This window comes from Crocosphaera chwakensis CCY0110, assembly GCF_000169335.1.
Lineage (GTDB): Bacteria > Cyanobacteriota > Cyanobacteriia > Cyanobacteriales > Microcystaceae > Crocosphaera > Crocosphaera chwakensis.
In genome coordinates, this window is sequence record NZ_AAXW01000021.1 from 42,638 (window position 1) to 67,864 (window position 25,227).

At 41.3% G+C, this 25,227-nt stretch carries 30 protein-coding genes; 24 read left to right on the forward strand and 6 right to left on the reverse strand.

The window, feature by feature from the left end; genetic code table 11:
* The first annotated feature begins 19 nt into the window (after positions 1-19).
* Positions 20-871, forward strand: coding sequence for an RNA-guided endonuclease InsQ/TnpB family protein (locus tag CY0110_RS14395; RefSeq protein ID WP_008276189.1), 852 nt, complete (start codon positions 20-22; stop codon positions 869-871).
* A gap of 442 nt (positions 872-1,313) precedes the next feature.
* On the opposite strand, the gene CY0110_RS14400 is transcribed toward CY0110_RS14395, so the two are convergent.
* From CY0110_RS14400 to CY0110_RS14410, 3 genes are read right to left on the reverse strand one after another with little or no spacing between them, the layout of a single operon-like run.
* A complete protein-coding gene (locus CY0110_RS14400) occupies positions 1,314-2,087 on the reverse strand; it encodes a metal ABC transporter permease (RefSeq protein ID WP_008276190.1) in 774 nt (257 codons plus the stop codon).
* 10 nt (positions 2,088-2,097) lie between these two features.
* On the reverse strand, positions 2,098-2,886 hold the full coding sequence (locus CY0110_RS14405) for a metal ABC transporter ATP-binding protein (RefSeq protein WP_008276191.1): 789 nt from the start codon (positions 2,884-2,886) through the stop codon (positions 2,098-2,100).
* 54 nt (positions 2,887-2,940) lie between these two features.
* A complete protein-coding gene (locus CY0110_RS14410) occupies positions 2,941-3,975 on the reverse strand; it encodes a metal ABC transporter solute-binding protein, Zn/Mn family (protein ID WP_008276192.1) in 1,035 nt (344 codons plus the stop codon).
* An 85-nt stretch (positions 3,976-4,060) separates the two neighbouring features.
* Here CY0110_RS14410 and CY0110_RS14415 point away from each other — a divergent pair, with 85 nt between their 5' ends.
* Positions 4,061-5,272 (forward strand): NAD(P)-binding domain-containing protein, encoded by a 1,212-nt coding sequence (locus CY0110_RS14415; protein WP_008276193.1) that lies wholly within the window; start codon positions 4,061-4,063, stop codon positions 5,270-5,272.
* Between the two features lie 125 nt (positions 5,273-5,397).
* Here CY0110_RS14415 and CY0110_RS14420 read toward each other — a convergent pair whose 3' ends face one another.
* Positions 5,398-5,601 (reverse strand): hypothetical protein, encoded by a 204-nt coding sequence (locus CY0110_RS14420; RefSeq protein ID WP_035799492.1) that lies wholly within the window; start codon positions 5,599-5,601, stop codon positions 5,398-5,400.
* 233 nt (positions 5,602-5,834) lie between these two features.
* Here CY0110_RS14420 and CY0110_RS14425 point away from each other — a divergent pair, with 233 nt between their 5' ends.
* The 3 genes from CY0110_RS14425 (at position 5,835) to CY0110_RS14435 (ending at position 11,949) form a co-directional block, all read left to right on the forward strand.
* Positions 5,835-10,280, forward strand: a complete 4,446-nt coding sequence (locus CY0110_RS14425; RefSeq protein WP_008276195.1) for a strawberry notch-like NTP hydrolase domain-containing protein — start codon at positions 5,835-5,837, stop codon at positions 10,278-10,280.
* A 90-nt stretch (positions 10,281-10,370) separates the two neighbouring features.
* Positions 10,371-11,546, forward strand: coding sequence for a DNA polymerase III subunit beta (gene dnaN, locus CY0110_RS14430; RefSeq protein ID WP_008276196.1), 1,176 nt, complete (start codon positions 10,371-10,373; stop codon positions 11,544-11,546).
* Positions 11,547-11,598: 52 nt separating this feature from the next.
* Positions 11,599-11,949 carry a hypothetical protein gene (locus tag CY0110_RS14435; RefSeq protein ID WP_008276197.1) on the forward strand — a complete coding sequence of 117 codons (351 nt, stop codon included), beginning with the start codon at positions 11,599-11,601 and terminating at the stop codon, positions 11,947-11,949.
* A gap of 161 nt (positions 11,950-12,110) precedes the next feature.
* Here CY0110_RS14435 and CY0110_RS14440 read toward each other — a convergent pair whose 3' ends face one another.
* Complete coding sequence (locus tag CY0110_RS14440; RefSeq protein WP_008276198.1) at positions 12,111-12,458, reverse strand: type II toxin-antitoxin system PemK/MazF family toxin; 348 nt, start codon at positions 12,456-12,458, stop codon at positions 12,111-12,113.
* On the reverse strand, positions 12,455-12,688 hold the full coding sequence (locus tag CY0110_RS14445) for a hypothetical protein (RefSeq protein ID WP_008276199.1): 234 nt from the start codon (positions 12,686-12,688) through the stop codon (positions 12,455-12,457). Before CY0110_RS14445 ends, CY0110_RS14440 begins: the two co-directional genes overlap by 4 nt.
* A 253-nt stretch (positions 12,689-12,941) precedes the next feature.
* Between CY0110_RS14445 and CY0110_RS14450 the strand changes: the two genes are divergently transcribed.
* The 19 genes from CY0110_RS14450 (at position 12,942) to CY0110_RS14535 (ending at position 25,094) form a co-directional block, all read left to right on the forward strand.
* Positions 12,942-13,184, forward strand: a complete 243-nt coding sequence (locus tag CY0110_RS14450; protein WP_232285729.1) for a hypothetical protein — start codon at positions 12,942-12,944, stop codon at positions 13,182-13,184.
* A 48-nt stretch (positions 13,185-13,232) separates the two neighbouring features.
* A complete protein-coding gene (locus CY0110_RS14455; protein WP_008276201.1) occupies positions 13,233-13,673 on the forward strand; it encodes a hypothetical protein in 441 nt (146 codons plus the stop codon).
* A gap of 143 nt (positions 13,674-13,816) precedes the next feature.
* Positions 13,817-14,308, forward strand: coding sequence for a hypothetical protein (locus CY0110_RS14460; protein WP_232285730.1), 492 nt, complete (start codon positions 13,817-13,819; stop codon positions 14,306-14,308).
* A gap of 63 nt (positions 14,309-14,371) precedes the next feature.
* Positions 14,372-14,944 carry a hypothetical protein gene (locus CY0110_RS14465; protein WP_008276203.1) on the forward strand — a complete coding sequence of 191 codons (573 nt, stop codon included), beginning with the start codon at positions 14,372-14,374 and terminating at the stop codon, positions 14,942-14,944.
* Between the two features lie 90 nt (positions 14,945-15,034).
* Positions 15,035-15,325 (forward strand): hypothetical protein, encoded by a 291-nt coding sequence (locus tag CY0110_RS14470; RefSeq protein WP_008276204.1) that lies wholly within the window; start codon positions 15,035-15,037, stop codon positions 15,323-15,325.
* Between the two features lie 19 nt (positions 15,326-15,344).
* Positions 15,345-15,548, forward strand: a complete 204-nt coding sequence (locus CY0110_RS14475; protein ID WP_008276205.1) for a hypothetical protein — start codon at positions 15,345-15,347, stop codon at positions 15,546-15,548.
* Positions 15,549-15,987: 439 nt separating this feature from the next.
* Entirely contained in the window at positions 15,988-16,350 is a 363-nt protein-coding gene (locus CY0110_RS14480; protein WP_008276206.1) for a hypothetical protein, read from the forward strand.
* Positions 16,351-16,486: 136 nt separating this feature from the next.
* Positions 16,487-17,320: a tetratricopeptide repeat protein gene (locus CY0110_RS14485; RefSeq protein ID WP_008276207.1), complete on the forward strand. Its 834-nt coding sequence runs from the start codon at positions 16,487-16,489 to the stop codon at positions 17,318-17,320.
* 117 nt (positions 17,321-17,437) lie between these two features.
* On the forward strand, positions 17,438-17,632 hold the full coding sequence (locus tag CY0110_RS14490) for a hypothetical protein (protein ID WP_008276208.1): 195 nt from the start codon (positions 17,438-17,440) through the stop codon (positions 17,630-17,632).
* Between the two features lie 146 nt (positions 17,633-17,778).
* Positions 17,779-18,216 (forward strand): hypothetical protein, encoded by a 438-nt coding sequence (locus CY0110_RS14495; protein WP_008276209.1) that lies wholly within the window; start codon positions 17,779-17,781, stop codon positions 18,214-18,216.
* An 88-nt stretch (positions 18,217-18,304) separates the two neighbouring features.
* Complete coding sequence (locus tag CY0110_RS14500; protein WP_008276210.1) at positions 18,305-18,757, forward strand: hypothetical protein; 453 nt, start codon at positions 18,305-18,307, stop codon at positions 18,755-18,757.
* Positions 18,758-18,787: 30 nt separating this feature from the next.
* Complete coding sequence (locus CY0110_RS29970; protein ID WP_157464581.1) at positions 18,788-18,988, forward strand: hypothetical protein; 201 nt, start codon at positions 18,788-18,790, stop codon at positions 18,986-18,988.
* 265 nt (positions 18,989-19,253) lie between these two features.
* The gene (locus tag CY0110_RS14505; protein ID WP_232285731.1) at positions 19,254-19,526 is read left to right on the forward strand and encodes a hypothetical protein; all 273 of its coding nucleotides are present in this window, start codon (positions 19,254-19,256) and stop codon (positions 19,524-19,526) included.
* 99 nt (positions 19,527-19,625) lie between these two features.
* Positions 19,626-19,814 (forward strand): hypothetical protein, encoded by a 189-nt coding sequence (locus tag CY0110_RS14510; protein WP_008276212.1) that lies wholly within the window; start codon positions 19,626-19,628, stop codon positions 19,812-19,814.
* Between the two features lie 88 nt (positions 19,815-19,902).
* Positions 19,903-20,946: a ribonucleotide-diphosphate reductase subunit beta gene (locus CY0110_RS14515; RefSeq protein WP_008276213.1), complete on the forward strand. Its 1,044-nt coding sequence runs from the start codon at positions 19,903-19,905 to the stop codon at positions 20,944-20,946.
* Between the two features lie 723 nt (positions 20,947-21,669).
* Positions 21,670-21,903 carry a hypothetical protein gene (locus CY0110_RS14520; protein WP_008276214.1) on the forward strand — a complete coding sequence of 78 codons (234 nt, stop codon included), beginning with the start codon at positions 21,670-21,672 and terminating at the stop codon, positions 21,901-21,903.
* Positions 21,904-21,950: 47 nt separating this feature from the next.
* Entirely contained in the window at positions 21,951-22,205 is a 255-nt protein-coding gene (locus CY0110_RS14525; protein ID WP_008276215.1) for a hypothetical protein, read from the forward strand.
* 238 nt (positions 22,206-22,443) lie between these two features.
* Positions 22,444-22,656, forward strand: coding sequence for a hypothetical protein (locus CY0110_RS14530; protein WP_035799496.1), 213 nt, complete (start codon positions 22,444-22,446; stop codon positions 22,654-22,656).
* Between the two features lie 251 nt (positions 22,657-22,907).
* Positions 22,908-25,094 carry a ribonucleoside-diphosphate reductase subunit alpha gene (locus CY0110_RS14535; RefSeq protein ID WP_008276218.1) on the forward strand — a complete coding sequence of 729 codons (2,187 nt, stop codon included), beginning with the start codon at positions 22,908-22,910 and terminating at the stop codon, positions 25,092-25,094.
* Positions 25,095-25,227: the final 133 nt, after the last annotated feature.

Sequence of the window (25,227 nt, forward strand, 5' to 3'; positions counted from 1 at the left end):
TAATTTTGGAACAATAAAGATGAGGGGTAAAGCAAGAGATTGGGGAACACCAAATACTTGCACTATCATCTTTAAACAAGGAAAATGGTACGCTTCTGTTACTGTTAGTTGTGATCCAAAACGAGAAACAGGTAAAGAGGCTTGTGGTATCGATTTTGGGACTCATCATGCACTTGCTTTTGACGATGGCACTGTTATTGATAATCCTAGATTTCTCAAACAATCACAGGATAAAATCAACAAAACAGCAAAGAAATCTAGAAAGAAACGTGCAGGAAAAAAGGGAGTAAAAGGGTCTAGAAGATGGAAAAAAGCTGTTAGAAAAATCGGTAAGATTCAATCTTTAGTTGGTCGTCAAAGACAAAACTGGCATCATCAAGTTTCCACACAAATAGTTAGCTGTAATAGCTTGGTGGCAACTGAGAAATTAAACCTAAAAGGAATGACCAAAAAAGCTAAAAGAGGTAGCAAAAGAAAACGTCAAAAGACTGGATTAAATCGGTCAATTCTTGACGTTGGAATTGGTAACTTAAAATCATTAATAAAAAGCAAAGTTACCGAAGCAGGTGGGTTTTACATTGAGGTTCCTACTCGAAAAGTTAAGCCATCTCAGACTTGTCCTAATTGTGGTCATCAAAAGAAAAAGACATTAGCAGAACGCCAGCACAACTGCGAAAAGTGCCTTTATAGTTGCGACAGAGATGTTGCATCAGCCCAGGTGTGTTTAAACTGGGCAAGGGGGCAGGAACTGTCCTCTTTAGACGTAGAGTCGCCTAGCTCTACTTTATGCGGAAGCATGAGGCAACTAGGGGCGAAAAAGCACAACAATGCAAAGAAGCGTCAGAAACATCTAGCTCAACAAAGTGGCTAGATGTAGTTCATTAATTTGCGCTTGAGAACGAGTATATTTAGCTTTCATGATATTTTTACTTTCTAAGCAACGTGAGTTAGAAACTTTGGTAGTAACTAAAGGAACAATAGCTAGTAACTTGAGGCTAATTTTATTTATTAGGATTCTGTAGAATAATAATCATTATCATTATATCCCGTTTGGGTTTGGGGTTTGGGGTTTGAGTAGTAAGTATGCTCTTCTACACTGTTAAAATATTTGCGGTCTCGCTGTTCGAGTGCAGAGCAACGCTGTCCCCGCTAAACCTATCTGAAATGACAAGCCTCAAACCCTTATAAATTTAGGTAGTGTATCATAAGTAGTGAAAATTTAATTTTTGCCTAAGTTTCTATTAAAATAAGGGGAAGGAGTGCAGGCTATCCGTCTATATGGTAGGGTTATTCAAGAGCAATAATAGAATCATTTAACCCTGCTGACACCATAAAGCCACTGCCAAAAACCCAAACAACTGAACCAAAACAATACTAGGACCACTCGGTAGATCGATCGCACCAGAAATAACCATTCCCATTACCCCACTAAACGCACCCATACCAGCAGCAGTGGCTAAAAATGGTACAAACTGCTGACAAATTAATCTGGCAGTTGCAGCAGGAATAACTAAAAAACCATTAACCAATAAAATACCAACGGCACGAATCGTTAGGGCGATCGTAATGGCTAAAAGCACGATAAAAAAATAACGATGGCTGCGAACGGGTACACCTTTTACTAAAGCTAAATCGCTATTAAGGGTAAGTAATATTTGCTCTGGTAAACTAATAAGAATCCAGGCTATCGTTACAGCTAAAATTAATAATAATAAAATCAAATCGGTATTGCTAATAGCTAAAATATCCCCAAATAAAATCGATAATAAATTACCCCGATATCCCTTTAAATAACTAAAACCAATGGTGCCTAAAGCGATGGAACCTGATAAGGAAATACACAATACTGTATCGCTACCGAGATCAGTTCTGTCAATCAAATAAATAACTCCTAAACCAAAAGCAACGGTAAAACCCATTAACGTCCAAGTGGCAGGAAGTTCTAATAACGCAGCTAAAACCACTCCCAACATTGCCGAATGTCCCACGGTATCGCCGAATAGAGAAAGACGACGCAGGATTAAAAAGCTACCCAAAATTCCCCCTAAAATACCAAGCAGTACGCCACCCAGTATCGCCCGTTGCATAAAGGGTAGACTAAAAAGACTCAGGAAGTTTACTAGGTTCATGATGATGACAAGTAGGACTAATTAAAGCACCGTATACGTGCAAGAGATTTTCGGGGGTGAGAGTGGTTTGAGGGGAACCTTGATAAAGTAAGCGACGGTTTAAACACATTACCGAGTCACAATAGCGACTAACTAAATCTAAATCGTGGGAAACTTCCAAAATCGTCCAATTTTGTTCTTGTTTGAGATTATTGAGTAAAGCAGCAAATTCCATCTCTCCCGTAGCATCTACCCCTGCTAACGCTTCATCGAGAATTAAAAGACGACGAGGAACCACTAAACAATAAGCTAATAAAACTCGCTTTAATTCTCCTCCACTAAGAGTGCCGATTTTTTGATTTGCTTGTTTGGTTAGATGAACTTGTTCTAACGCTTGATGGATAATCTCTCGTTTTCGTTGGCGATCGCACCACCAATGTTGGCTATTTAAGCCTAAACCCACTAACTCCGATACGATTAAGGGGAAAGTGCGTTCAAAGGGAAACTTTTGGGGAATATAGCCAATTTCCTGTTTTAATCGCTTTGAACGTTTACCATTCCCATCAAACAAGGTAATTTCCCCTGACTGCGCTTCAACTAAACCTAAAATAGATTTAATTAAGGTACTTTTCCCTGCACCATTTGGACCAATAATGGCTGTATGAGTCCCTGGCAATAATTCAAAAGAAACATTATCGACTGCTAGATATTCCCCACGCATTACCGATAAATCTTTCACTTTAATGATGGGTTGGGTAATAGATAGGTTTTGGTACATTCAATTTACTAATTTGATTCAAAAGAGCCGCAAAACAAGAAAAGCTATCACTTATTAAGTATTTTGACAGGCTCTTGACAATGCCTCCAAATTACTCCGCATTACTTGAAAATAATATTGGGGATCGGTTTCCCCTGCCTCAAGAGGGTTAATCGCTTCAAGAGATAGATTTAAGTCACTGGATATTTGCTCAATGCGCTTGTCTTCAATTCCTGGTTCAGTTAATAAAGCTTTAACAGAATGTTCCTCAGTTATTTGTTTTATTCGTTGGATATCTTGGGGAGTCATGCTCTCTTCAGGAATTTCTACTATTGCTTCTTGTTCGAGTCCGTAGCGTTGCGCTAGATAGGGAAAAGCATCGTGAAAAGTAATAAAGTTACAACCTTGAACGGGGGCTAATTTTTCTTTAAATTCATTATCTAGCTGTTGTAGTTGTTCAATATAAGCTTGAGCATTGCTACGATAGCTATCTGCATTACTGGGGTCAATTTCAATTAACCTATCTCTAATATTAGCGACCTGTTGTTGCGCTAAAACAGGATCTAACCAGACGTGAGGATTTCCTTCTGGATGGTGATGTCCGTGTCCATGTTCATCATGTTTGTGTTCGTCATGTCCATGTTCATCATGTTTGTGTTCATCATGTCCATGTTCCCCTTCCATTGCTTCTATTCCTTCACTAGCATCAATTTGTTGAAGTTCAGAATTACCTGCATTGGCAACTAAATCTGATAGAAACGCTTCCATCCCCAAACCATTTTCTACTAAAACATCTGCTTGTGCTAACAGTTTTGCATCGTCTGGGGTAGCTTGATAGTCGTGAACTTCTGCACCAGGGGAAATCAAAATATCGACTTGTCCGGTATCTCCAACTACAGCTTTAGTAAACAAATGAACCGGTAAGAAAGTAGTAACAATCTTGGGACCTGAACTTGTTTCGGGTGTGGAATCAGAACTGCTTGGAGGTGTGGGTTCTGTTCCACAAGCGAGCGCCATTAAACCAGTGACAGCAGTAATTACAAAGCGTTGTAAAGATGCCTTGGGACGAAGACGATCGAGTACATAGAGAGATTCAGCAGTAAAACTCATGATGTTTAGTGGAGAACTGGTTCATTAAAATGATAACCATTATTATACAATGAGAATGATTATCGTTAATTTTAATTAATCCGCAGTGGCACTACCTAATTATATAGACCTAGCAATTGTTGGGGCAGGAGTTCAGGCTCTAACGTTAACCACCCATCTCTTACAAAAACGTGCAAAGTATTATCATAAATTTTTAGCTTTTGATCCCAGTCAAACTTGGCTGAGTCAATGGCAGCAACAATTTGCAGCTCAACAAATTCCTTGTTTAAGATCCCCTGCGGTTCATCACCCAGATCCTAATCCCCATCAATTAAGAACCTTTGCTGAACATCGGCATCATGAACTGTTCCCTCCCTATGATAGACCAGGTACGAAGCTATTTCATGATTTTTGTGATGAAGTTATTCGTCGCTGGAAGTTAGAAGATAAAGTTTATCGGGGCAAAGTCGTAGACATTTTACCCATTAAACGTGCTTTGCATCCTCGGTTTCAATTGGTTTTAGATACGGAAGAAACCATTATGACTCGTAGAGTGGTATTGGCTACGGGAAGTGGGAAAATGCAGTTTCCTGACTGGGTAGAGAAGATTCCGCTCAATTATCCTTCAGAGACATTGTGTCATTCTCAACAGGTAAATCTCAACCAACTTAAGTTAACAGGAGAAAGGATATTAATTGTTGGTGGTGGTTTAAGTAGCGGACATTTAGCTAAAGGTGCAATAAATTTAGGTGCAACTGTTACTTTGATGACGAGAAAGCAGTTACAAGAAAAAATTTTTGATGCTGATCCTGGTTGGTTAGGGCCAAAATATCTTAAAGACTTTCACGCTGAAACTGATTGGTATGTTCGTTATCAGCAAATACAGCAAGCACGTAATGGTGGTTCAATGACTCCTGAAATGATGCTGCAATTAAGAAAGGCATCTCATGAAGGTAAAATACAAATTGAAGAATGCTGTCAAGTTAGAGAGGCACATTGGCAAAATAATCTTTGGCAGGTTGGTTGTCACGATGGAAACAAGCATCAGTTTGATCGTATTTGGTTAGCTACTGGTACAACATTCAACACAAAAGAGCATCCCCTATTGCAAAACGTACTGGAGACTTATCCGACAGAAATCGTTAACGGTTTGCCGGTACTAGATGAACATTTACGTCTGCCTAAGTCCAACTTTTTTATTATGGGTGGTTTAACTGCTTTACAAATTGGCCCTGTTGCTAGAAATATTCATGGTGGGAAAATGGCTTGTCGACGTATTGTACCAGCCATTATTAAACCTAGTTTGGCCATTGGATGATTTTTTCCTTGAAGATGCGATTCTGAGTCTAGTCCACTCCACTCTTCAATATAGACTCCCCCATAGAGTTATTCGATTTGATCTATAAATAACAGATTCTGAGAAGCTGAAACTTCTCTCATTTTCTATTGATATTCTAACCCATCGTCTTTTGTCCAAATTCCTTGAGTTTTTTCTAACAAAGCCTCAAAATCTTCTGATGTAGCTTCATTTTCTTCTTTAGTAACTTCAATATTAATTGTCAATTTAGTTCCTTTCTTAAAAGGTAAATTCTCAAGAACAATTTGCTGAGATTCATCTAAAGTTAGTTGAGTTTGATAAGAAGTCATTTTTTCTAATTTATAAGGATATTTAAACAATATTTGAGAATCAGTCCAGTTAAACTTCCAATCCTAATTTGTTTTGCTTAATTTGTTCCTCCTTCTTATTATAGCCCATCATTAGGTTTTGATTCTGTTCCAACAAACCTACCAATTTTCTTTTCAACAAATAGCTTAACAAAGCAATAATCGGTTACTCATGGCTAGCGCCGATAAGGTGAAAGCTATAGAGGTAACATTATATGAACACCGAACAGATGTCTTTATTCGGGTTGGTAGAATCCACTGCACCGACCCAGAAACCAAAGAAAGCCTCTCATAAAAGACGAAAACCTACGAAGCCTTCCTCTCATAAAAGTTCTTCACTCACCCAAGGTTCATTATTCAGTGGTCTATCTTTGGGTAGTCCAGTGATTGGGACAGGAACCTTACTAACTGTAGCCGAGAAGCTGCTTTCTTACCTGTCGATTAATCAGAAAATAACCTCAAGTCTCCTCAAACAAACCATGAACGAAGCTTTTGGCGGTACAGATAGCCAAGGGCGTTGGAACTGGAAACAAGCCTATAATGCTGTGGAATTATCCTTAGTCTTGTGGGTGAGAAAATACCACGGAACGCTCGCTGAACACCCAATGGTAGCCGTCAAAGAACTTATTGAGTTACAAACCCTATTACCGACTCATACTCTACGCTCTGAAGAATCGGTAAAACTTCAACAGTTCAGTACCCCTTTACCTTTAGCGTATTTAGTGGGTGAAGCTGCTCAAATCACCTCTAAAGATGTAGTGTTAGAGCCAAGTGCAGGAACCGGCCTACTCGCTATTTGGCCTGAGATTAAAGGGGCATCGCTGATTCTCAATGAAATTAGCGAAGATCGAATCGAATGCCTAAAGCAAGGCTTTTCACACAAAGTCTATAACTACAATGCAGAGCAAATCGACAATCTGCTCCCAACTCAGCATAAACCGACTGTCGTAGTTATGAACCCACCGTTTACCACCCATCTCCATAGCAAGAAGAAGGGGTGTAGTGCAGCTTTAGCTCACATTCGTTCAGCATTGCACAGATTAAGTGCAGGAGGACGATTAGTTACACTAAGTTCTGATTCGTTCTCACCCAATAGCACAACATGGGGCGACGCGATCGCAGCGTTACCCGGTAAAGTCGTTTTCAGTGTTGGTATCGAAGGTAAGACCTACTACAAACATGGCACAACTATTGATACCAGACTTACGGTAATTGATAAAGTTGACGAGGCAGACTCTTACATTGTCGACAAATGCTTAAATCTCGATGAAATCGCTGACTTGATTGACACTAAAATCCCACCTCGACAAAAGGTTAAGAAGCATCAGTCATCAGTCGTAGTTCCTATCACAAAACCTAGCAAAAAGACTAAGAAAGTCAAAGAAGATACAAGGCCACAAGCAAAAGTATCTTTCGATGATGTCATTACCGTTGATTACAACGTTATTGATTGGCGAGATGAGGGTGAGTACCTCAACGATGATGGGATCTATGAGCGTTATATGCCTCAAACCATCAATATCAAAGCAGCTAAAGTTCATCCAACTAAACTCGTTGAATCAGCCGCAATGGCAGCGATCGCACCACCCACACCAACCTACAAACCTAAGCTACCAAAGGCGGTGATTGAGCAAGGCTTACTCTCTGATGCTCAATTAGAAAGTGTCATTTATGCAGGGAATAGCCATGAGCAATTCTTACCTGATTGGTTTATGTATGATGCTGACCACGACACTTTAGAACGAGTCCCTGAAGGAACCAAAGAAGCTAAGCATTACCGCAAAGCATGGTTTAACGGAGACGGTACAGGGGTAGGAAAAGGACGCCAGTGTGCCGGGATTATCCTCGATAATTGGCTAAAAGGTCGCAGGAAAGCGGTGTGGATTTCCAAGAGTAACGCTTTACTTGAAGATGCTCGGAGAGACTGGAAAGCCCTTGGTGGTGATCCTGCTCAGGTAGTACCTCTATCCAAGTTCAAGCAAGGAGATCCCGTTGTTCTCAACGAAGGAATCCTCTTCTTGACCTATGCCACATTGAGAAGTCCCGCAAAAGCAAACAAATGTTCTCGTGTTGAGCAAATTATAGAGTGGCTTGGCGAAGACAGTGATAACGTTATTGTCTTTGATGAGTCTCATGCTATGGCCAATGCGGTAGCAGAATACGGCGAACGAGGTCTCAAAGCAGCCTCTCAACAGGGATTGGCAGGGTTACGTCTTCAACGAGTCTTAGCCAATGCGAGGTTTGTCTTTGTATCAGCTACAGGCGCCAGTAAGTTAGAGAATCTTAGTTACTTAGAACGGTTAGGGCTCTGGAACTCAGAGATTTTGCCCTTTATCAACCGAGAAGATTTCTTATCCCAAGTAGCCGAGGGTGGGATTGCTGCTTTAGAAGTAGTAGCCCGCGACCTTAAGGCTATGGGTCTCTACTTAGCTCGTAGTGTGAGTTTTGATGGTGTTGAGTACGAAATCATTGAACACGAACTCAACGAGGCTCAAGTGGCGATGTACAACCGGTATGCCGACGCTTACCAGATTATCTATCAGAACATTGAGAAAGCCCTTGAGCTTACGGGAATCAGCAGCAAGTTCGGTAGTACAAATGGCAGGGCAAAATCCTCCGTCTATTCTCGGTTTGAAAGCACTAAACAACGATTCTTCGGTCATCTGATTACCTCGATTAAATGTCCGACTCTACTCAAACAGATAGAAGCGGATATGAAAGAGGGGAAAGCAGCCGTGATTCAACTGATTTCAACCGATGAAGCCCTTTTGAACAGACGACTAGACGAAATTCCAGTCAGTCAATGGAATGATATCAACGTTGATATTACTCCACGAGAATACCTCTTTGATTATCTGATCAACGGATTCCCAATACATCAATATGAGAGCTTCACAGATGATAACGGCAATGAGCGTAGTCAACTTATGACCGATTCACTGGATAATCCTATACCCTGTCAAGAAGCATTACGTCAAAGGGATGCTCTCATCGAAGAACTCTCCTTGTTACCACCTTTGCCATCAGCATTAGACCAAATCATTAACCATTTTGGGTATGAAGCGGTGGCTGAAGTGACAGGACGCTCAAAGCGAATCATCCGAGTCACGAAAGAGGGTAGCGATCGCATGATGGTCGATAAACGGTCGAGCTCTGCAAACTTAGCAGAATCCCAGTTGTTCATGGATGACGAGAAGCAGATTCTTGTCTTCTCCCAGGCAGGAGGAACAGGTAGGTCGTACCACGCCAATAGAAGTTGCCAGAATCAACGCCCACGGGTGCATTATCTCTTAGAAGGCGGCTGGCAAGCTGATGTCGCTATACAGGGACTTGGGAGAACCAACCGCAGTAACCAAGCTCAACCTCCCTTATATCGTGTGATTTGCACCGACATCAAAGGGGAGAAACGCTTCACCAGCACTATCGCCAGACGGTTAGCTAGTTTAGGAGCGTTGACCAAAGGTGAACGCAAAACAGGCAATCAGGGACTCTTCCGAGAAGAGGATAACCTAGAGTCTGTTTATGCTAAACAGGCGTTACGGACATTGTACTTCAGCCTCTATAAAGGACTAGTTGAAGGTATGACTTTAGCGGAATTCGAGAGAATTTCAGGGTTAAATCTCCTAACCAAAGAAGGAGATTTCAAAGCTGAACTTCCTCCCATGAAAACCTTCCTCAATCGAGTCTTAGCGATGCGGTTAGAGGATCAAGAAATCCTGTTTACCACGTTGGAGATGTGCATTAGTTCTGCCATTGAGAAAGCTAAGGAAGCAGGGATCTATGAAATGGGTGTCGAGACTATCAAAGCTGAAAAGCTAGAAGTGGTAAACCGACAACAACTCTATCAAGACCCTGTGACTGGAGGAACCAGTTACGCGGTTGAAATCCAGAAAACTGAACTGAATCGGATACTCAGCTTAGACGAGGCCATTAGATTAGGCAGTTATAGTGACACCTTCTTCGCTAAGAACCAAATGTCAAATCAAGTAGCAGTTGTCACTTCAACCACCAGCGTAGTTAACAAAGATGGTATTAGCGAACCGAGATTCAGCTTAACTCGTCCTTGTAACACTACCAAAATGAGACGTTGGGAATTCGACAACTCCTTATGGACTAAGGTTGATGCTGAAACATTCAAACAAGGGTGGGAACAACAGATTGCCCAAGAACCTGAATTCATCGAATCCACTTTCTACCTGATTACGGGTGTCCTCTTACCGATTTGGAAAAGGCTTGACAATAACCAGATGCGAATATACCGCATTCACACCGAAGATGGTGAGCGGTTACTAGGTCGTGCTGTCAGCGAAAGCGCCATGACTTACATTGCCAGAAGCTTTGAATTGAGCCATGAACGGACAATCGAGGATATCTACGAATCGGTGATGAACCAGGGAACAAAAGAATCCCTAACTGAGAAACTAGAGCTAAGAAAAGTGTTAGTCCGAGGGGATTACCGGCTAGAAATTGTAGGACATAACTCGACCATTGAATTGCAATGGCTCAAACAATTGGGAGTTCAAAGCGAATACGTTAGCCATAAACTCCGTGCCTTTGTACCTCTAGAAAACGCTATTGCCGTTCTCAAAACTATTCAAGAATCCTATCAAAGAAGCGATCCGCAAAGCGGATCTCGCCAAAGGCGAGCGCGCTTTTCTTGATAGCTAAGAACAGGCTACTTCGGTAGTCCCTGTTCTCTTTCTTTTTGCTAGCGCAAAGCTGTTTCAGAAAATCTAGTTTACCCAAAAATCATGGATATATCTTGCATTCCCACCGGGCTAATCAAAGCCTTAAGCCTAGCTAATAAAGTGATTCCTCATAACCCAACCCACCTAATCCTACTCAATGTAATCCTCAAAGCTGAACCCGAAATCCTCAAAGTAGAGGCATTTAATGGGCAGATAGCAATGAGTTGGACAGTGAGAGATGCTAATATCAACACCCCTGGCGAAGTGGCGGTAAATTGCAAAGATTTCCTCACCCTACTTAACACGCTTAAAGACGAGGTAGCGATTACACTGTCCGCTGACGAAGAATATCTTCACTTGAAAAGTCAACAAGGAAAGGAGGCAAAATTTGCTAAAGGGGATATCGAAGAAATGCCTTGGATTGACTCCCTGACAGAAGAAGAAATCGAACAAGTCTCCATAGAAGCTGATGATCTAATCCAAGCAGTTGAAGAAACCAAATATGCTGTAGCAACCGAGATGGCCAAGGCTATTTTATGCGGTGTCTGTCTGAACTTCGATACCGACGAAGAAAACACGGTAGAATTTGCGGCGACGGATGGGCATCGATTAGCTAGAACAAGGGTATTGTACGAGCCTTCGGAGAATAATCCAGAAAATAAACTCGTCATGCCAACCGAAACCCTTACCTTAACAGCTTACGCGCTGAAACAGATGGAAACGAGTGAAGAAATTGCAGAGATGGTTACAATCAGCTTTGATGAAAATAAAATTCAAGTGGATTTTTCAGAAGGGTTTATCCGAAGTCGTAAATTAGACGGGAAGTACCCAGACTACGAAATGTTGATCAACGGTGATGATTTTAGCCTGGACTGTACCTTTAACCGCAAGCAACTCCTTGAGGCTCTGAAGTTCATTGATACGTTCGCAGTTGGTAAAGATTCCTTATGTTTCATCGATTTCGACCCAGAAGAGAAGAAATGCACCCTTCGCTCAAAGGAAAACACGACGGGGAGTGCCGAAGATACATTAGAAGTAGAAGATATCAATGGGCAAGCACAGTCTTTAGGCTTTAACTCTAACTACCTGAAACAGTGCCTCAAAGCGATGCCCGGAGATACTGTAACTATGGAAATCACGGAAACAACGGGCGATCAACCAGGTCCAGTGTTCATATCGCCCTTAGAGGAATACAAAACCTTTGGGTTAGTCATGCCAATCCAAATTAACGAAAGCTAGAAATAATACGCTACTCCTTTGCAGGGGTAGCTTCGCCACTCAGGAGAAAAAAATGTTCGACAATTTAAGCGAAAAACAGTGCGACCTGATAATATCGGGTATAGTGTCTATTGCCATATTGACATTGATTACTGTAAGCACCATAAAGGCGAATGAACGAGAAAAACGGCTTAAAAATGAATCCTATATGATAGATCTGCCAGAAAAAACGTTGCTGATTAACGGACTGCAAAAAGAAGAAATTGATCAGTTAAACAGCGATGCTTTGTTAGGTTTAGGACCGACGGGGATAATTATATCATGTGGTTCACAAGAATTCCGATTCGGACGAGCTACAGACTACTATCTCCAAAAAGTTCCATCCAATTATCAGATACCAAACAATGTAATCGATTGTCGTTGATCTTCGTTACATCGAGCGTAGCTACTCCTTCGAGGGGTAGCTCTTTTTTTTTCTTTTATAATGTTAATGTCTTTTTCACTTAACCCATATAAATTATACATAATCTTATCTATTTCGCTCTCTAGAAATTAAGCAACAGCTTCTACTAAAATATTCATTGCTTACTGCTGATAACCTAAAGTAAATAAGACAATACTTTCCAGTTGATTAATAGTGTTTAAACTTAATTTTCCCAATTTACGGCGTAAACGAGTTTTATCTAAGACTCTTAATTGATGACATAAAGCAACTGAATCTTGATTTAAACCCCCTTCATTTTGAGGAATGAATAAACAACTAGGTAAAGAACTTCGTCTTAAATTAGTAGTTAAAGGAATGCTAATAATGGTTGTTGTAAATTGAGAGATGGTATTCTCTTGAAAGATAATTACTGGACGTATTCCTGCTTGTTCAGATCCTTGTGTGGGGTCAAGAGTAGCGACCCAAATTTCTCCTCGTTCAATCTTCATCGTTGATCTTCTTGGTTTAATAAGTCAGCATATTCATTGATTCCTGCTTCAGCAAGTTGACGGTCTTCTTCAGCAAATTCTTGATAAAGTTTGGCTATATTATCTATATTCTTTAGAGGTTTAGTTAAATTTTCTCTGAATTTTAGAAAGGTAATGAAATCAGCAACTTGGTTAAGTTGTTCTTGGTTTAGGTGATTAAGTTGTTGGTTTATTTGTTCTTGAGTAGCCATGATTTTTAGTGAGTGAAATTAAATGAGAGTTAATTTATTTCCGTTGGTTGGTTTCTTCAATTATAGCAATCTCCTCCTCACTCAACCCATATAATTGATACACTATTTCATCTATTTCTCTCTCTAAGTCCCTAGTATCTGCATTGGGGTTTTGACGTTTTATTGCTCGTATTTCTTATATTCTAGGGCTTTATAGCTTATCGAGACAAGCAAATGCTCGTCTCTTTCTTTTTTTTCGCCATGCTAGCGCATCTTGACTGAAACTATCAATCAACCTTCAGTTAATATGCACTTCACTGGCAAAAGTCTTAGCAAAGAACACATCGAATTGGCAGGGATTGACCTGCCTCATATATCAGATTGTCTTCTCAAAGAAATCCGTTCAGAAATCAGAGCAAAACTAAAACGAGCCTCGATAACCAACGAAGAAGACTTCCAGGAAATTGTCACGGCAACGGTAGCAGAAATAATGCCCCTGTGGGTTTACGAGGACTAAGCTCGAAGCTAGCTCGATATTATTGCAGAATTTTACTCAGTAACGCTTATGAGATACTTAATACCAACTATCCTCTCTTTTTGGATAGGAGCGATAATAACTCTTCTTATCGGAGTTATTACCAAGGCAATATTTGATTACACCCTTTTATGGTTCGACTTTATACTCCTTGGTGGCATTTTAGCCTCGACTATGTTAACTGCCTACCTGCTTTACTTCGACAATCCAGTAGCCTCTCAACTCAATGCTGTTAGTAAAATTATGGTAGATCACGGCTTTAACTACTCAGATTGGTGCAAGGTTGAAAAACAAATAAAAGAACGCAATCTTATCGACGCGATTGTAGCCTTGCCTCATTCGGATTCATCAAAGCTCCAAAATAATAGGGCGCAAATCACATTGTTATTAAGCCAAAACTATTCAGATTTTCAGTTTACTCTCACTTTTCCAACGAAAGTGGCTCTTCTTCGATTAAAACGAAAAACCTAGCCAGTAATATAAGCACCTTCACGGTGCTATTTTTTTGTTAAAGTCAGAATAAAAACTTTATGGAAAATAGCTTAATTCTAGAAATCAACGAAGAAAACGCCTACGTCAAAATCACAGAAAGTTATTCAGCAGCCTACATCAATGTGAATCGACACACCATACGACTGAATCTCTCTACTGCTGATTTTGAAGTAGGGGCTATAGTCAGAAGGGCTGGCCCTAATTCAACAATTATCGGGAGTTCAAAGATCGATTTCTTCTTAGCAGATAGTGGGGCTTTACTCGTCGGGAATGGCGGCGATAACAATTTGCAAGTAGCGGGGAATGGAGCCGAAAATTGCATCATTCTCGGTGGAACGGGGAACGACACCATCAAAGCACTCTCCACAGCAAAAACGACTGTGCCTTCCTGTGTTCTTAGCGGGGGTGAAGGCAGTGATACTTTTTTCGCAGTTGGCATGAAAATATTAGTGACAGATTTCGAGAAAGGCGATCGCATTTCCATTGGAGACCCCAATGTACGGCAATTTCTCAACGACCAGGGTTTAATAATCAAGACTGAACAAACCGAGGCATTAATTTTAGAACGATTCGAGCCTCTTACTTTTGTGGAAGGAACCTATTTAGGTTTCTAGGTTGTAGGGCTAGCGCCATTTATTTTGAGAGATTCTCTCACACAAAATAACCTACAAAACAGTATGAATTTACAAATTACAAGCCTCAATGAAGGTGTGTTTACCCCAGTTTTAGGTACTTGGGAGACGATTGAAGTTGATGCCAGAGGGCTGACGAGCTACTACGAGTTCGGCAACGCCAATGTCGGGGTTCAGACACGCGTTCCTAACGCCGGTCGTTTCTCCTACTTAGGAGGGAGTAACGCCAGAGACATCTTATCGGGACAAGAGGGTTCGTGGATTCTCGGTCGTGATGGCGATGATGTCCTCACTACTTATTCGGCACCTGATGATAGTCCAATTCGTTCTGCCTTATACGGTGGAGATGGCAACGACCAAATGACCGCACTGTTCACCGATGCTGTGTTTACTGGAGGTACTGGCTCAGACCAGTTCAGAGTCTTAAACGCCGATGTTGTCATTACTGACTTCGCCGACAACGAAGATAGCCTCTGGGTATTGGGTAGTAACCAAGTATCACAGATTCAAACTGATTTCGGGTTAGTCCTGGATAATGGAGCTTCCCAGATTCAACTATTAGGAGTTACCGATTACCTTACTCAAGTACAGAGTGGCGGTAGCAGCGTATTTGTCTAAGATAGCTTAGCTACCAAAGGCTTTTACCTTCTCAGGTAAAAGCCTCTGTCTTTAGAGAATAAACTACAAGTAATTTGAGGAGAAAAAGTCATGAACACCCAAGGCTGCTTAGTACCTGCTCTATTTATGCTTTTAGGGTTTGGCTGGCTTATTCTAAATGACTTGGCTAAAGATCAAACGGTCTTACTTGTGAGTATCGAACAGTATCCAGACCAAACCTTCACGCTATCCGAGTATTCTCTAGATCAATTAGAGGAAAAAGGTTCATTAAAGATTAAGTGTGGCAAAACGATATTCAATGTCAAAGCCAACGAGGTATCGAAGATTAAGGGAGACTTTGAACTGACTGAAAACGAAGTAACTTCATGCGATCGCTTTTAGAAGTTAAGGAGGTAATCTTATGCCCCACACCTTATGGCAAAGCCACAACTGGCAAAATGCTTCAATTGAAGCAGTTATCACTGCATTATTCGATGTCCCTGAGTTTATTGACCCATGCGATATGGCGAAGATTCAACAATATCACCCTACGGCAATTCGAGAATATCAGAAGATATTTTATCGAGGGGACATTCCTGATTATGCGGCGAAGCCAAAACAGTAGAAGACGAGAGGACAGGGTTCTACCTTGTCTTTTTTTCTTGTCTACGGTTCGTAGACACTCTCGTGCTAGCGCAAATTAATTACGACAATTCTTCGTAAAATAATCATGTCATATCAATGGATCAATCGCTTACTTTATTTCGCTGTTTTTTTTCCTGTGTGATAGGAATCTCTATAGTAAAAGATGTGACAACAAATCAATTCGGAGACATTGCAGCACACATAGCGATAATTATCTTTGCCTTTTCTTGGTGGGCACTTCACGTCCTGATAACGATTCCACTGTGCCAAAAACTGATTAGGAAGCATTCTGCTCCTAACGAAAAGTAATGCCACAAAAGAGATATTATAAAATATCTCTTTTTTTTCTAGCTGCTTCGATAAAATAGGCGTAATGCTAGCGCAATTCCTGATGATTGACCTTTAGGGAGCAAGCATCGATGCCAACAGTTAATCTCAAAAACTTCATCATTATTTCTCTTGCAGATACTGCAAGACGAGCCGGATTCGGCGATATGCCGGCTACGACAGATTATCAAAAGAAGAAACAGTCCCTTCAGGAACGTAACATATTAAAACGCTTACTAGAGATGGTTAAAAATCGTAAGCCAAGCAAGATAGTTGAGGTAAACGACCTTTATCTATCCCCGCAATTTACCATGTTAATTGCGGATGTTTATAGTCAGATAGAAGGATACAGCAACGATGTCTATTTCTGTCAGAACCTCGCTGAATGCGAAAACCGACTTTCCTTTAATGGAGACATAGAGGCTCTATATAAACAGGTTCTAATCCACCTGTAAACCTTACTAGACATGGATTTGCACTACCCGCAGCAACTACTATTTTGGTTATAAATTATAGCCCCTGCTGCGGATCGATAACTGGTGTTTTCTACTCTTACATTTATTATAATGTTCTCAAGCATTATTTTGAATTATGAAACTATGGACTATTATTAAACGCTTTTTACATCTAGAACCCTGCAAGGTTCTAGATGATAAGGAAGATACTTCGTATTTAGCTCTGTACCATCGAGGAGTAACCCTCTTTGAATCAGAAAGCTACAAAGAAGCCCTTGAGATTTTCAACACCCTTCTTGAAACTTATCCTAACGAAGAAAGAATCTGGTTTAGCAAAGCCCTTACCCTTTACGAATTAGAAAACTACGAAGAAAGCATACTTGCTTACGATGCCTTGCTGAACATCAACCCCATCCACGAAGAAGCATGGAACAACAGGGGATATGCGTTATCTCTTCTAAGACGCTATCGAGAAGCTATCCTATCTTACAATAAAGCGCTAGAGATTAATCCCAATTGTGACAAGGCTTTATTCAATATGGCATTAGCTTACCATCACTTATCTAATTACCAAAAGGCTGTCAATTGCTATAGTCGTTATGTTGAGATGATTCCAGATGTAGGAGCAGCTTGGAACAATAGAGGTTATGATCTTCTTCGACTAAAGCGGTATCATGAGGCTATTTTATCTTACAACAAAGCCATTGAATTAATACCCAATTCCCATGAACCGTTTCTGAATAAAGCCTTGGCTCTACATTTTCTAGGTAAGCACGAAGAAGCCTTACTCTTTTGCGATAAAGGTCTAGCAATATGTCCTAACTACGCCCAAGCTTGGTACAATCGAGGCATCTTTCTACATCATCTGAATCGACATAAAGAAGCTGTTTTTTCGTACAATAAAGCGTTAGCACTAGAGCCAGAAAACGAAGATGCTCAAATAAACAGAGACATCGACTATACTCTGTAACCATTATCCTATCTGGGTTTTACCCACCCGCAGCAACTGCTATTTCGGCTATAGTTTACGGACTCTGCTGCGGATCACCAACTAGCGTTTATTAAGGGGCTGTTTATCATTATAGAAATGCCCCAACAACTTAGCCTATTGCAAGATCCAGAAATCCCAGAAATCATAGACGTCTTATTAAATCGAGAAGACTGCGTTTTGGCCGTCAGCATATCTGCAGGAAAAGACAGTCAGGCTATGCTTAACTGGCTGGCAGATCAACGAAAACGCCGAGGATGGCGTTGTCAAGTCCTAGCGATTCATGCAGATTAGCTGACCTCAATGATTTGACCAATGCGATCGCTTACAATAAAAAGGTCTATGGCGAACTCGTAGAACTTGAAAAAGAGTCGGGCTGGACATTTCAGCAAAACCGAGCATTAAGGTCACTCACTGATATTAAATAAGAAGGAACCATAATGACACTAATCCAATTATCAAAACGAGTATTTTACATAGCAGCGAACTTGGCAACTATATCAAGCTTGCTAATTTGCGTACTCATCCTTAGTTGCGACGTAGCATTTATAATAGCGACTCCAATTATCAATGGCATTGATGCAATGATTGGAATAGAACAGCCATCAGAGAGTTTATGGCAGGTTATCTGCTCTCAGAATTATTTGCCGCCGTTAGAGGGACTGGATTTATTTATGGGAGTGGTAGAAGACAAAGTAGTAAGCGATATGTTGCATATAAGAGGGATTAGTAATGTCTCACTTGCTATCTCAGGAGAGATTTTCTTCGTAACTAAAGGGTGTTTTCATTTGCTATTAGCCGCCTTGTGTTGGGCTTCGATTGGACTTTATGGTTTCGGTTTTATCTGGTTAGTAGATAGGTTTGATCATTCTCCTTAACAACCTTGCAAAGCCATTCGATTAAGACCTACGGGTCTTTTTTTTTGCTAGCGCAGAACCCTTAGATGTTAATCAAGAGGTAGTCTCGATGAACTATCAAGAAAGGTTGCAAAAAATCATAACTGAGCTAGAGAATGATGTACGATGCGATCGCATGGGCAAACGCCCTCTACATTTTGCTATTGCATTAAAAGACGTCATAGAAAGACGAGCAGATTTTGCCGTTTTAACCTATTTACCAAAGGAGTTCAATTTAGTAAACGGCTTTTCTCTCGCCGAGACAATTCTTTTCGTGAGAAATTACTACGGCGAGATGTCGTCACATTTTGCTTTGAAAACAAGATTCAGGGACTGGAAATGGCTATTTTCCCTGCGTTTCGACGTAATGAGCTATGGATTTATCCGTGATACTGTCTGGAGCAGTATCATCGCTCTTATCATCGATGATGACCGGTTTACATTCTCTGATCTAGAGAAGGGACTGTTGCGGGTTTCTGTCCAGTGTGATGATTCCGACACTAATTTCTCTATAAATAGCTAGAACTAACCCTTGTCGCTAGAGCGTGTTCTCTTGACTACAATTTCTAAGAATAAACAAGGAACCCCCAAAGTCGAACATGGGCTGCGTTTGGCCAGTTATATTAGTAATGCTAATTTTCTGGGCGATCGCATTTATTTTCAAAGGAAGATTAAGAAGAATGGAAGAGACGGGTTAAGGTGTTTTTCGATGAACTTTTATGAAAAAAGTTTGATGGCACTCACAATGCTCTAAGTCACCGAAATCTCATCGGCAGAAGAAAGACATTGAGCGATCAGCTTCTTTTAGGTTGGTAAGAATATCTATCGCTAGCGCTCGTTAGGGGGAATAAATTGCCAAACGAGTAAAGGACTGTAAACAAATGCCTAGAGAAGTTATCCATGACGTAGATCGCCCCGACATCAACGGCGTTAAGCCCAAGATGCAAGACATCGCAGATAGTCTACTTGGAGCACTCCCAAAACTTCCCTTTTCATCCTTGAAATGTAACGACAACTTAATGTCGTCAATTCACCTGAAAGCAAGTTTTGATGACCGAGCAGAGTGGTCAAATGGGATTTTTGAGAACTCGCTGTACTTCATGTTTAGTATCCATCCCAAGAAAGGAGAACGATACTACCAAGAGGGCGCACCGGTTAGCGTCGAAATCAACAACAAATCCTACAAAATTCCTACAAAGTTCAGAAAATACACGGGAACCCCTGAGAAGGCGATCGCCAAAATTGTTACTTGGATTGATAAAGCACAATCGGAGATAGAGCAACAAAGATAACACTTCCTAGAGAGAACGACCTTTATACCAGCAGGATGATAGCAGAGTCTATCGCTAGCGCGGATTCTATTAGAAAACAAAATTCGAGGAACATTCACAATGAACACTAATACAGAATATTTCTATGACAGTTTCGCTCAACCTTTTGAATGGGACGAACACGGCGCTATGGCAGTCTATCGAGAAACTGATATCGCTTTTGAAGAAGCACTAGAAAGCTGGTGTGAATCAGATGAAACAACAGAACCCACCGATCTCGATAAAGAAATAGCCCACCCACCATTTTAAGGCAAAAAAGGAAGAGAAACGCCTCTTCCTTTTTTTTAGCTAGCGCGGATTAAAAGAACAATTAGTAAAAATTTTACTCATAAAACTAATGACCTTCACCGAAATAAAACCAAGTCCAATCTTCAACCCTACCGGAAAGGACAACAAAGAAAATAGACACCTCTGGGGCGGTGACACCACCAACGTCATCAACCTTAATGAAACCCGTTACGGATGGGCCCGGTCTATTTATCAAACTATGAGGGAATCCTTCTGGGTCCCTCAGCGAACCGACCTGTCCCAAGATAAATTAGATTACGCTAACCTCATTCCAGGTGAACGTAGAGCGTTGAAGGGTATTCTAAGTTACCTCAATTTCCTAGACTCGGTACAAGTCGCAAACATCCCCGAACTCAGCCGGTATATCACAGCGCCGGAAGCTAGGATGTGCCTTGCCGAGCAAACATCACAAGAAGCGATGCACGGGGAGACTTATCAGTACATTACTGAGAGCATAATCCCAGAAAATGAGCAGCATGAAGTTTACGACTTCTGGAAGCAGGATCTTTTACTCCATGAGAGATGTGAATTTATCGCCGGTTATTACCAAAACCTTGCTAATAACCCCACCGGAGAAAACTATTATATGGCGCTGATTGGAGACTATCTCCTAGAAGGATTGCTATTCTATCAAGGCTTCTTGTTCTTCTACAATCTTGCCTCCAGTCAACGGCTTGCGGGCTGTGCCAAACTCATCAAGCAAATCAACATGGATGAATTGACTCATGTGAGCTTATACCAAAAGCTTATCACAGAGGCTACGACAAAGTTCTCCTATTCTGAGGATGAAATCACAGAGTTATTCCATACAACGGTTGAACGGGAGATTGAGTGGACTAACCACATCTTCGATGGACAAATTCTAGGGGTTAGCAAAGCAAGTACCGAAGCTTATACGAAGTATTTAGCTAACTTACGCCTAAAAGCGATCGGTATCCCTGCCATTTACCCCAAAATAGAGAATCCTTATGCCCATTTAGACTGGGCTGATTTCAAAGGAATCGGCAAATCAAAGGCTGCTTTCTTTGAAACAGAGGTCACAGGTTACGCCCAACCTACTGCCGTCAAGGGGTGGGACAAACTCAGGGTATGACTGGCTTTGAGCCTTCCGCAGCAAGTCCAATATTTACTATAGATAATTGAGGTTGCTGCGGATCTTTTAGGAATTAGCGTCCATTGTATTCGACGTTTATTGATGGACGAAAGTAATGGCTCAAGTTGAATGGCTAGAAACCATACTCTCGGAGTTAGCCACTGTGATATCAAAAAATTAGCAATAGGCATCATAAAGAGAGGCTCGGTCTTCTCTTTATGATGCCTATTCATCGTCGAAATCTAACACAAAAAAATAGCTAAGTTTACGGCATTATAAATCAAGCTCTATTCCACTCTGGATAAGGATTATAACCTTCCGCAGCAGTGACTATTTTTCTTATATAAAATCGTGGTTGCTGCGGGTAAACTTCGGGCTGTAGGCTAGTGCTTAGAATGAAGATGCTTACACCCAATAGTAGAACAAATGGGCTAACGAATATCGTGATCTCCATTTAAAAATACTAAAAACTCTTCCCTAAGATAAACCTCCCAAAAAGAGAAGACATAGCTTCTCTTTTTTTTACCGAATCATCGTCGAAATCTAGCACGAAAAAATGGCTAAGTTTACGGCATTATAAATCAAGCTCTATTCTAGTCTGGATAAGGATTGTAACCATCCGCAGCCATAGCTATTTTTCTTATAGATAATAGAGGTTGCTGCGGATGATAATCAATTTTCCGCTAGCGCAATTAAATATGATGTTCCAAACCTACAGCACAAATGAACAACTACGAAAAACTTCGAGATTTAGTCGGTAATTGCAATCGCCTAGAAGAACAATTCTTCAACCGTCTAATTCAGGATGATGTGCCTCTAGAACTCAAACAAATTTGGAATAAGTGGTCGGCGGCGCAAGCCGCGCATCGAGATTTTCAAGGACAGATGCTAGGGACGAATCTCCACGTAAATGAAAATCAAAAAGAGACGAATAAATATACTACTAATTTACTTTAAACTAGCGTTTATTCATCATGAAAAAAATCGCCGTTTAAATTAGAAATATGAATGAAACTGCCATTCCCGAACGTTATCAACCTCTGGGCGAAATTATATCCCGAAAATACATGGGTGCTTTACGTTATTTAGTGATCAAACCCATCTATTTTGAAGATAAACCATTCAATTCAATGAGTACCGTTGTGATCGCTTCGTCTCCTGATGAGGCGATTAGGAAAACATTCTTTCATCGATATACATGGGCGTACAGTACCGAGAATGTACCCCACACAACTGCAACTGAAATCGGCAATGCTTAATTCAATAATCTAATCCTAGCAAACGCTAGGTTTTTTTTTTGCAAAATCATCGTCGAAATCCAGCACGAAAAACTGGCTAAGTTTAGGGCATTATGAAACAGCCTCTATCTCTGTCTGGATAAGGATTATAACCTTCCGCAGCAGTGACTATTTTTCTTATACAAAATTGTGGTTGCTGCGGATGATAATCGATTTTCCGCTAGCGCATCTGAGGATGATATTCAAAACCATAACGCACATGAGCAACTACGAAAAACTTCGAGATTTAGTCAGTGAGTGCAATCGTCTAGAGGAAAATTTCTTCGACCGTCTAATTCAAGAAGACGTACCCCTAGAACTGAAAATGATTTGGAACGAGTGGTCGGCGGCGCGAACTAAGCATAGAACCTTTCAAGGACAAATGCTTGGGTTCAACATCCTAGACACCGAAACTCACAACGAAGACGAATAATAAAGAGATATTCTTTTAGAAATGAGAAGCTATGTCTTCTCTTTTTTTTTGCAAAATCATCGTCGAAATCCAGCACGAAAAAATGGCTAAGTTCAGGGCATTACAAACCAAGCTCTATTCTAGTCTGGATGAGGGTTATAACCTTCCGCAGCAATTACTATTTTTCTTATATAAAATCGTGGTTGCTGCGGGTAAAAATTGATTTAAAAAGCTAGCGCTCTCCAAACTGAAAATCTACCAATTTAAACCCTATGTCACCAACGGTAATTAAACGAGATGGCTCAGTTGCAAATCTCGACTTAAACGAAATTCGAGATGCGATCGCCTATGCCATCGAAGGCTACCCACTCAATTCTCTTGAATTAGAGTCAAGGGTGAATCTCCAACTCAATCAACCTCGGACCACTAGGTTTATCCAAGAAACGTTAGTCAATACGGCAGTGCAATTAGCCACACCGAAAGACCCCGAATGGCTCAACGTTGCCGGGCGACTTCATATCTGGAATTGGACTCATGAAGTCATTGCTAAACGAGGTTACGGCTATGGCCACTACGATGTGTTTTCCGATACCAATCTGTTTTCTAAGTACACCAGTCAACTGAAGATTTACAGCCAAAGGGACTTACAAGAAGCAGTAAGCTGGATCGAACCAGAGTTAGACAAAGTATTTGACCATGCAGGAGCAACTCTGCTGACACAACGGTATTTGAGCGACGATGAACTAATTCAAGAAGTCTTCTTAGTGACCGCTTTGGTATTAGCGATTCCAGAGCGAATGGACGAGAGAATGTCTTATGCCAGGGCTTTCTACATGGCGATCGCACACCGTAAAATCTCTCTAGCCACACCTATCCTAGCCAACCTTCGCTTTGAGGGGGGTTCTGGAACCAGTTGCTTTATCTTATCAGTAGAGGACTCCATTGAGTCTATCTTTGACAATGTGAAGAACACCGCACGGATTTCTCAAGAAGGGGGTGGCGTTGGTATCAACCTCAGCAGAATCAGAGCCGTCGGCAGTTGGGTTCGCAGTAAACCCAATGTTAGTGGTGGGTTGATGTCCTGGATTCGGATTTTGAATGATACGGCGATCGCAGTAAATCAAGGAGGTAGAAGAGCGGGCGCCGTAACCGTTGCCGCTGATATCTGGCACTTAGACATACCCGAATTCCTTGAAATGCGCTCTGAAGCGGGCGACCAACGCCGCAAAGCTTACGATGTGTTCCCTCAAGTGGTGGTAACAGACAACTTCATGCGTCGGGTTGAACAGGGAGCTACTTGGACTTTAGTTGACCCTTACGAAGTGAAACAGGTTCTCGGAATCGACTTACCCAATCTCTGGGGAACCGAATTCGATGATGCCTACGAGCAAATCGAAGAAGCGGCTTCCATGGGAGACCTTACCCTGGCCCAAACAGTCAATGCTCGGAACTTGTTCATTGACATCCTAGAAACTCAGGTGGAAACTGGCTTACCTTACATTGCGTTTAAAGATGCACTCAACCGAGCCAATCCAAATAAACACATTGGGATTATTCCCTCTGTCAATCTCTGCTGCGAGAGTTTCTCCGTAGTCGTTCCTGGAAAACTTGCTCACAGTTGTAACTTAGCTTCGGTAAACCTTGCCCAAGTTGAAGACGACGAATTACCTGAGATTTGTCAGTTAGCGGTGAGACTACTAGACAATACCATTGATGTCACCACCGCACCGATTGGAGAAGCAAGGAATCACAACCGTGAGTTACGGACTATTGGAGTAGGCGTCTTAGGCTTAGCCGATTACTTAGCAAAGCGAGGACTCCGATATCAAGACAAGCGCGAAATCCGCGAACTATTCAAGGAATTCTCATACCAGTGCTTGATGGGGTCTGTACTTCTCGCCAAAGAGCGGGGAAGTTATCCGGCTATAAATTCCAGTGAGTACGGTATGGGGAATATTCTCGGCAAATCAAGAAGCCAACGTCCAGAATGGAAAGCTCTGTATGACTTATTCGATTTCTATGGTATCCGAAATAGCCATATTATGGCGATCGCACCGAATACGTCTTCGTCCTTAATCCAAGGGTGTACCGCATCGGTATTACCACCTTACGCAAAATTCAATGCAGAAAGCTTGGGTAAAGGTGATGTAATGAAGGCTGTGCCATTCTTGCGAGAATACGGAGACAACTACCAGGAAAATCAGCGAATAGACCAGCGCGTTGTCGTTGATGCGATCGCTGAGATGCAGAAATGGGTCGATACGGGAATCAGCATGGAACTGGTATTTAACCTCAATCCTGATGTTTACGAACCGAATAAGACCGTAGATGCTTCTGATATCTATGATACTGCACTGAGAGCTTGGAGACGAGGACTTAAAGCGATTTACTACATTCGCACTGTCAAAGAGGATCGTTTGAGTGAAGTGGACGGCTGTGGCGACAGTTGTACCTTGTAAGTAGCTTAGAGGGGGTCGAGGAGACCTCCTCGTTTCTTGCTTTGACGCTAGCGCGTGGGAAACTAGCAAAATAATTAAGAGATATTAACCATGAATGAACACCTAATTGCCTTCCTACCCCATGACAACGATT

Bases quoted from the DNA above. Each gene is read 5' to 3' on its own strand.
- CY0110_RS14510 (WP_008276212.1), top strand. From the start codon at position 19,626: ATGAACACTAATACAGAATATTTCTATGACAGTTTCGCTCAACCTTTT.
- CY0110_RS14530 (WP_035799496.1), top strand. From the start codon at position 22,444: ATGAGCAACTACGAAAAACTTCGAGATTTAGTCAGTGAGTGCAATCGT.
- CY0110_RS14525 (WP_008276215.1), top strand. From the start codon at position 21,951: ATGAATGAAACTGCCATTCCCGAACGTTATCAACCTCTGGGCGAAATT.
- CY0110_RS14490 (WP_008276208.1), top strand. From the start codon at position 17,438: ATGCCCCAACAACTTAGCCTATTGCAAGATCCAGAAATCCCAGAAATC.
- CY0110_RS14485 (WP_008276207.1), top strand. From the start codon at position 16,487: ATGAAACTATGGACTATTATTAAACGCTTTTTACATCTAGAACCCTGC.
- CY0110_RS14500 (WP_008276210.1), top strand. From the start codon at position 18,305: ATGAACTATCAAGAAAGGTTGCAAAAAATCATAACTGAGCTAGAGAAT.
- dnaN (WP_008276196.1), top strand. From the start codon at position 10,371: ATGGATATATCTTGCATTCCCACCGGGCTAATCAAAGCCTTAAGCCTA.
- CY0110_RS14515 (WP_008276213.1), top strand. From the start codon at position 19,903: ATGACCTTCACCGAAATAAAACCAAGTCCAATCTTCAACCCTACCGGA.
- CY0110_RS14420 (WP_035799492.1), bottom strand. From the start codon at position 5,601: ATGACTTCTTATCAAACTCAACTAACTTTAGATGAATCTCAGCAAATT.
- CY0110_RS14470 (WP_008276204.1), top strand. From the start codon at position 15,035: ATGAACACCCAAGGCTGCTTAGTACCTGCTCTATTTATGCTTTTAGGG.
- CY0110_RS14455 (WP_008276201.1), top strand. From the start codon at position 13,233: ATGAGATACTTAATACCAACTATCCTCTCTTTTTGGATAGGAGCGATA.
- CY0110_RS14435 (WP_008276197.1), top strand. From the start codon at position 11,599: ATGTTCGACAATTTAAGCGAAAAACAGTGCGACCTGATAATATCGGGT.
- CY0110_RS14520 (WP_008276214.1), top strand. From the start codon at position 21,670: ATGAACAACTACGAAAAACTTCGAGATTTAGTCGGTAATTGCAATCGC.
- CY0110_RS14495 (WP_008276209.1), top strand. From the start codon at position 17,779: ATGACACTAATCCAATTATCAAAACGAGTATTTTACATAGCAGCGAAC.
- CY0110_RS14405 (WP_008276191.1), bottom strand. From the start codon at position 2,886: ATGTACCAAAACCTATCTATTACCCAACCCATCATTAAAGTGAAAGAT.
- CY0110_RS14440 (WP_008276198.1), bottom strand. From the start codon at position 12,458: ATGAAGATTGAACGAGGAGAAATTTGGGTCGCTACTCTTGACCCCACA.
- CY0110_RS14535 (WP_008276218.1), top strand. From the start codon at position 22,908: ATGTCACCAACGGTAATTAAACGAGATGGCTCAGTTGCAAATCTCGAC.
- CY0110_RS14475 (WP_008276205.1), top strand. From the start codon at position 15,345: ATGCCCCACACCTTATGGCAAAGCCACAACTGGCAAAATGCTTCAATT.
- CY0110_RS14395 (WP_008276189.1), top strand. From the start codon at position 20: ATGAGGGGTAAAGCAAGAGATTGGGGAACACCAAATACTTGCACTATC.
- CY0110_RS14505 (WP_232285731.1), top strand. From the start codon at position 19,254: ATGTCGTCAATTCACCTGAAAGCAAGTTTTGATGACCGAGCAGAGTGG.
- CY0110_RS14410 (WP_008276192.1), bottom strand. From the start codon at position 3,975: ATGAGTTTTACTGCTGAATCTCTCTATGTACTCGATCGTCTTCGTCCC.
- CY0110_RS14425 (WP_008276195.1), top strand. From the start codon at position 5,835: ATGAACACCGAACAGATGTCTTTATTCGGGTTGGTAGAATCCACTGCA.
- CY0110_RS14400 (WP_008276190.1), bottom strand. From the start codon at position 2,087: ATGCAACGGGCGATACTGGGTGGCGTACTGCTTGGTATTTTAGGGGGA.
- CY0110_RS14465 (WP_008276203.1), top strand. From the start codon at position 14,372: ATGAATTTACAAATTACAAGCCTCAATGAAGGTGTGTTTACCCCAGTT.
- CY0110_RS14445 (WP_008276199.1), bottom strand. From the start codon at position 12,688: ATGGCTACTCAAGAACAAATAAACCAACAACTTAATCACCTAAACCAA.
- CY0110_RS14480 (WP_008276206.1), top strand. From the start codon at position 15,988: ATGCCAACAGTTAATCTCAAAAACTTCATCATTATTTCTCTTGCAGAT.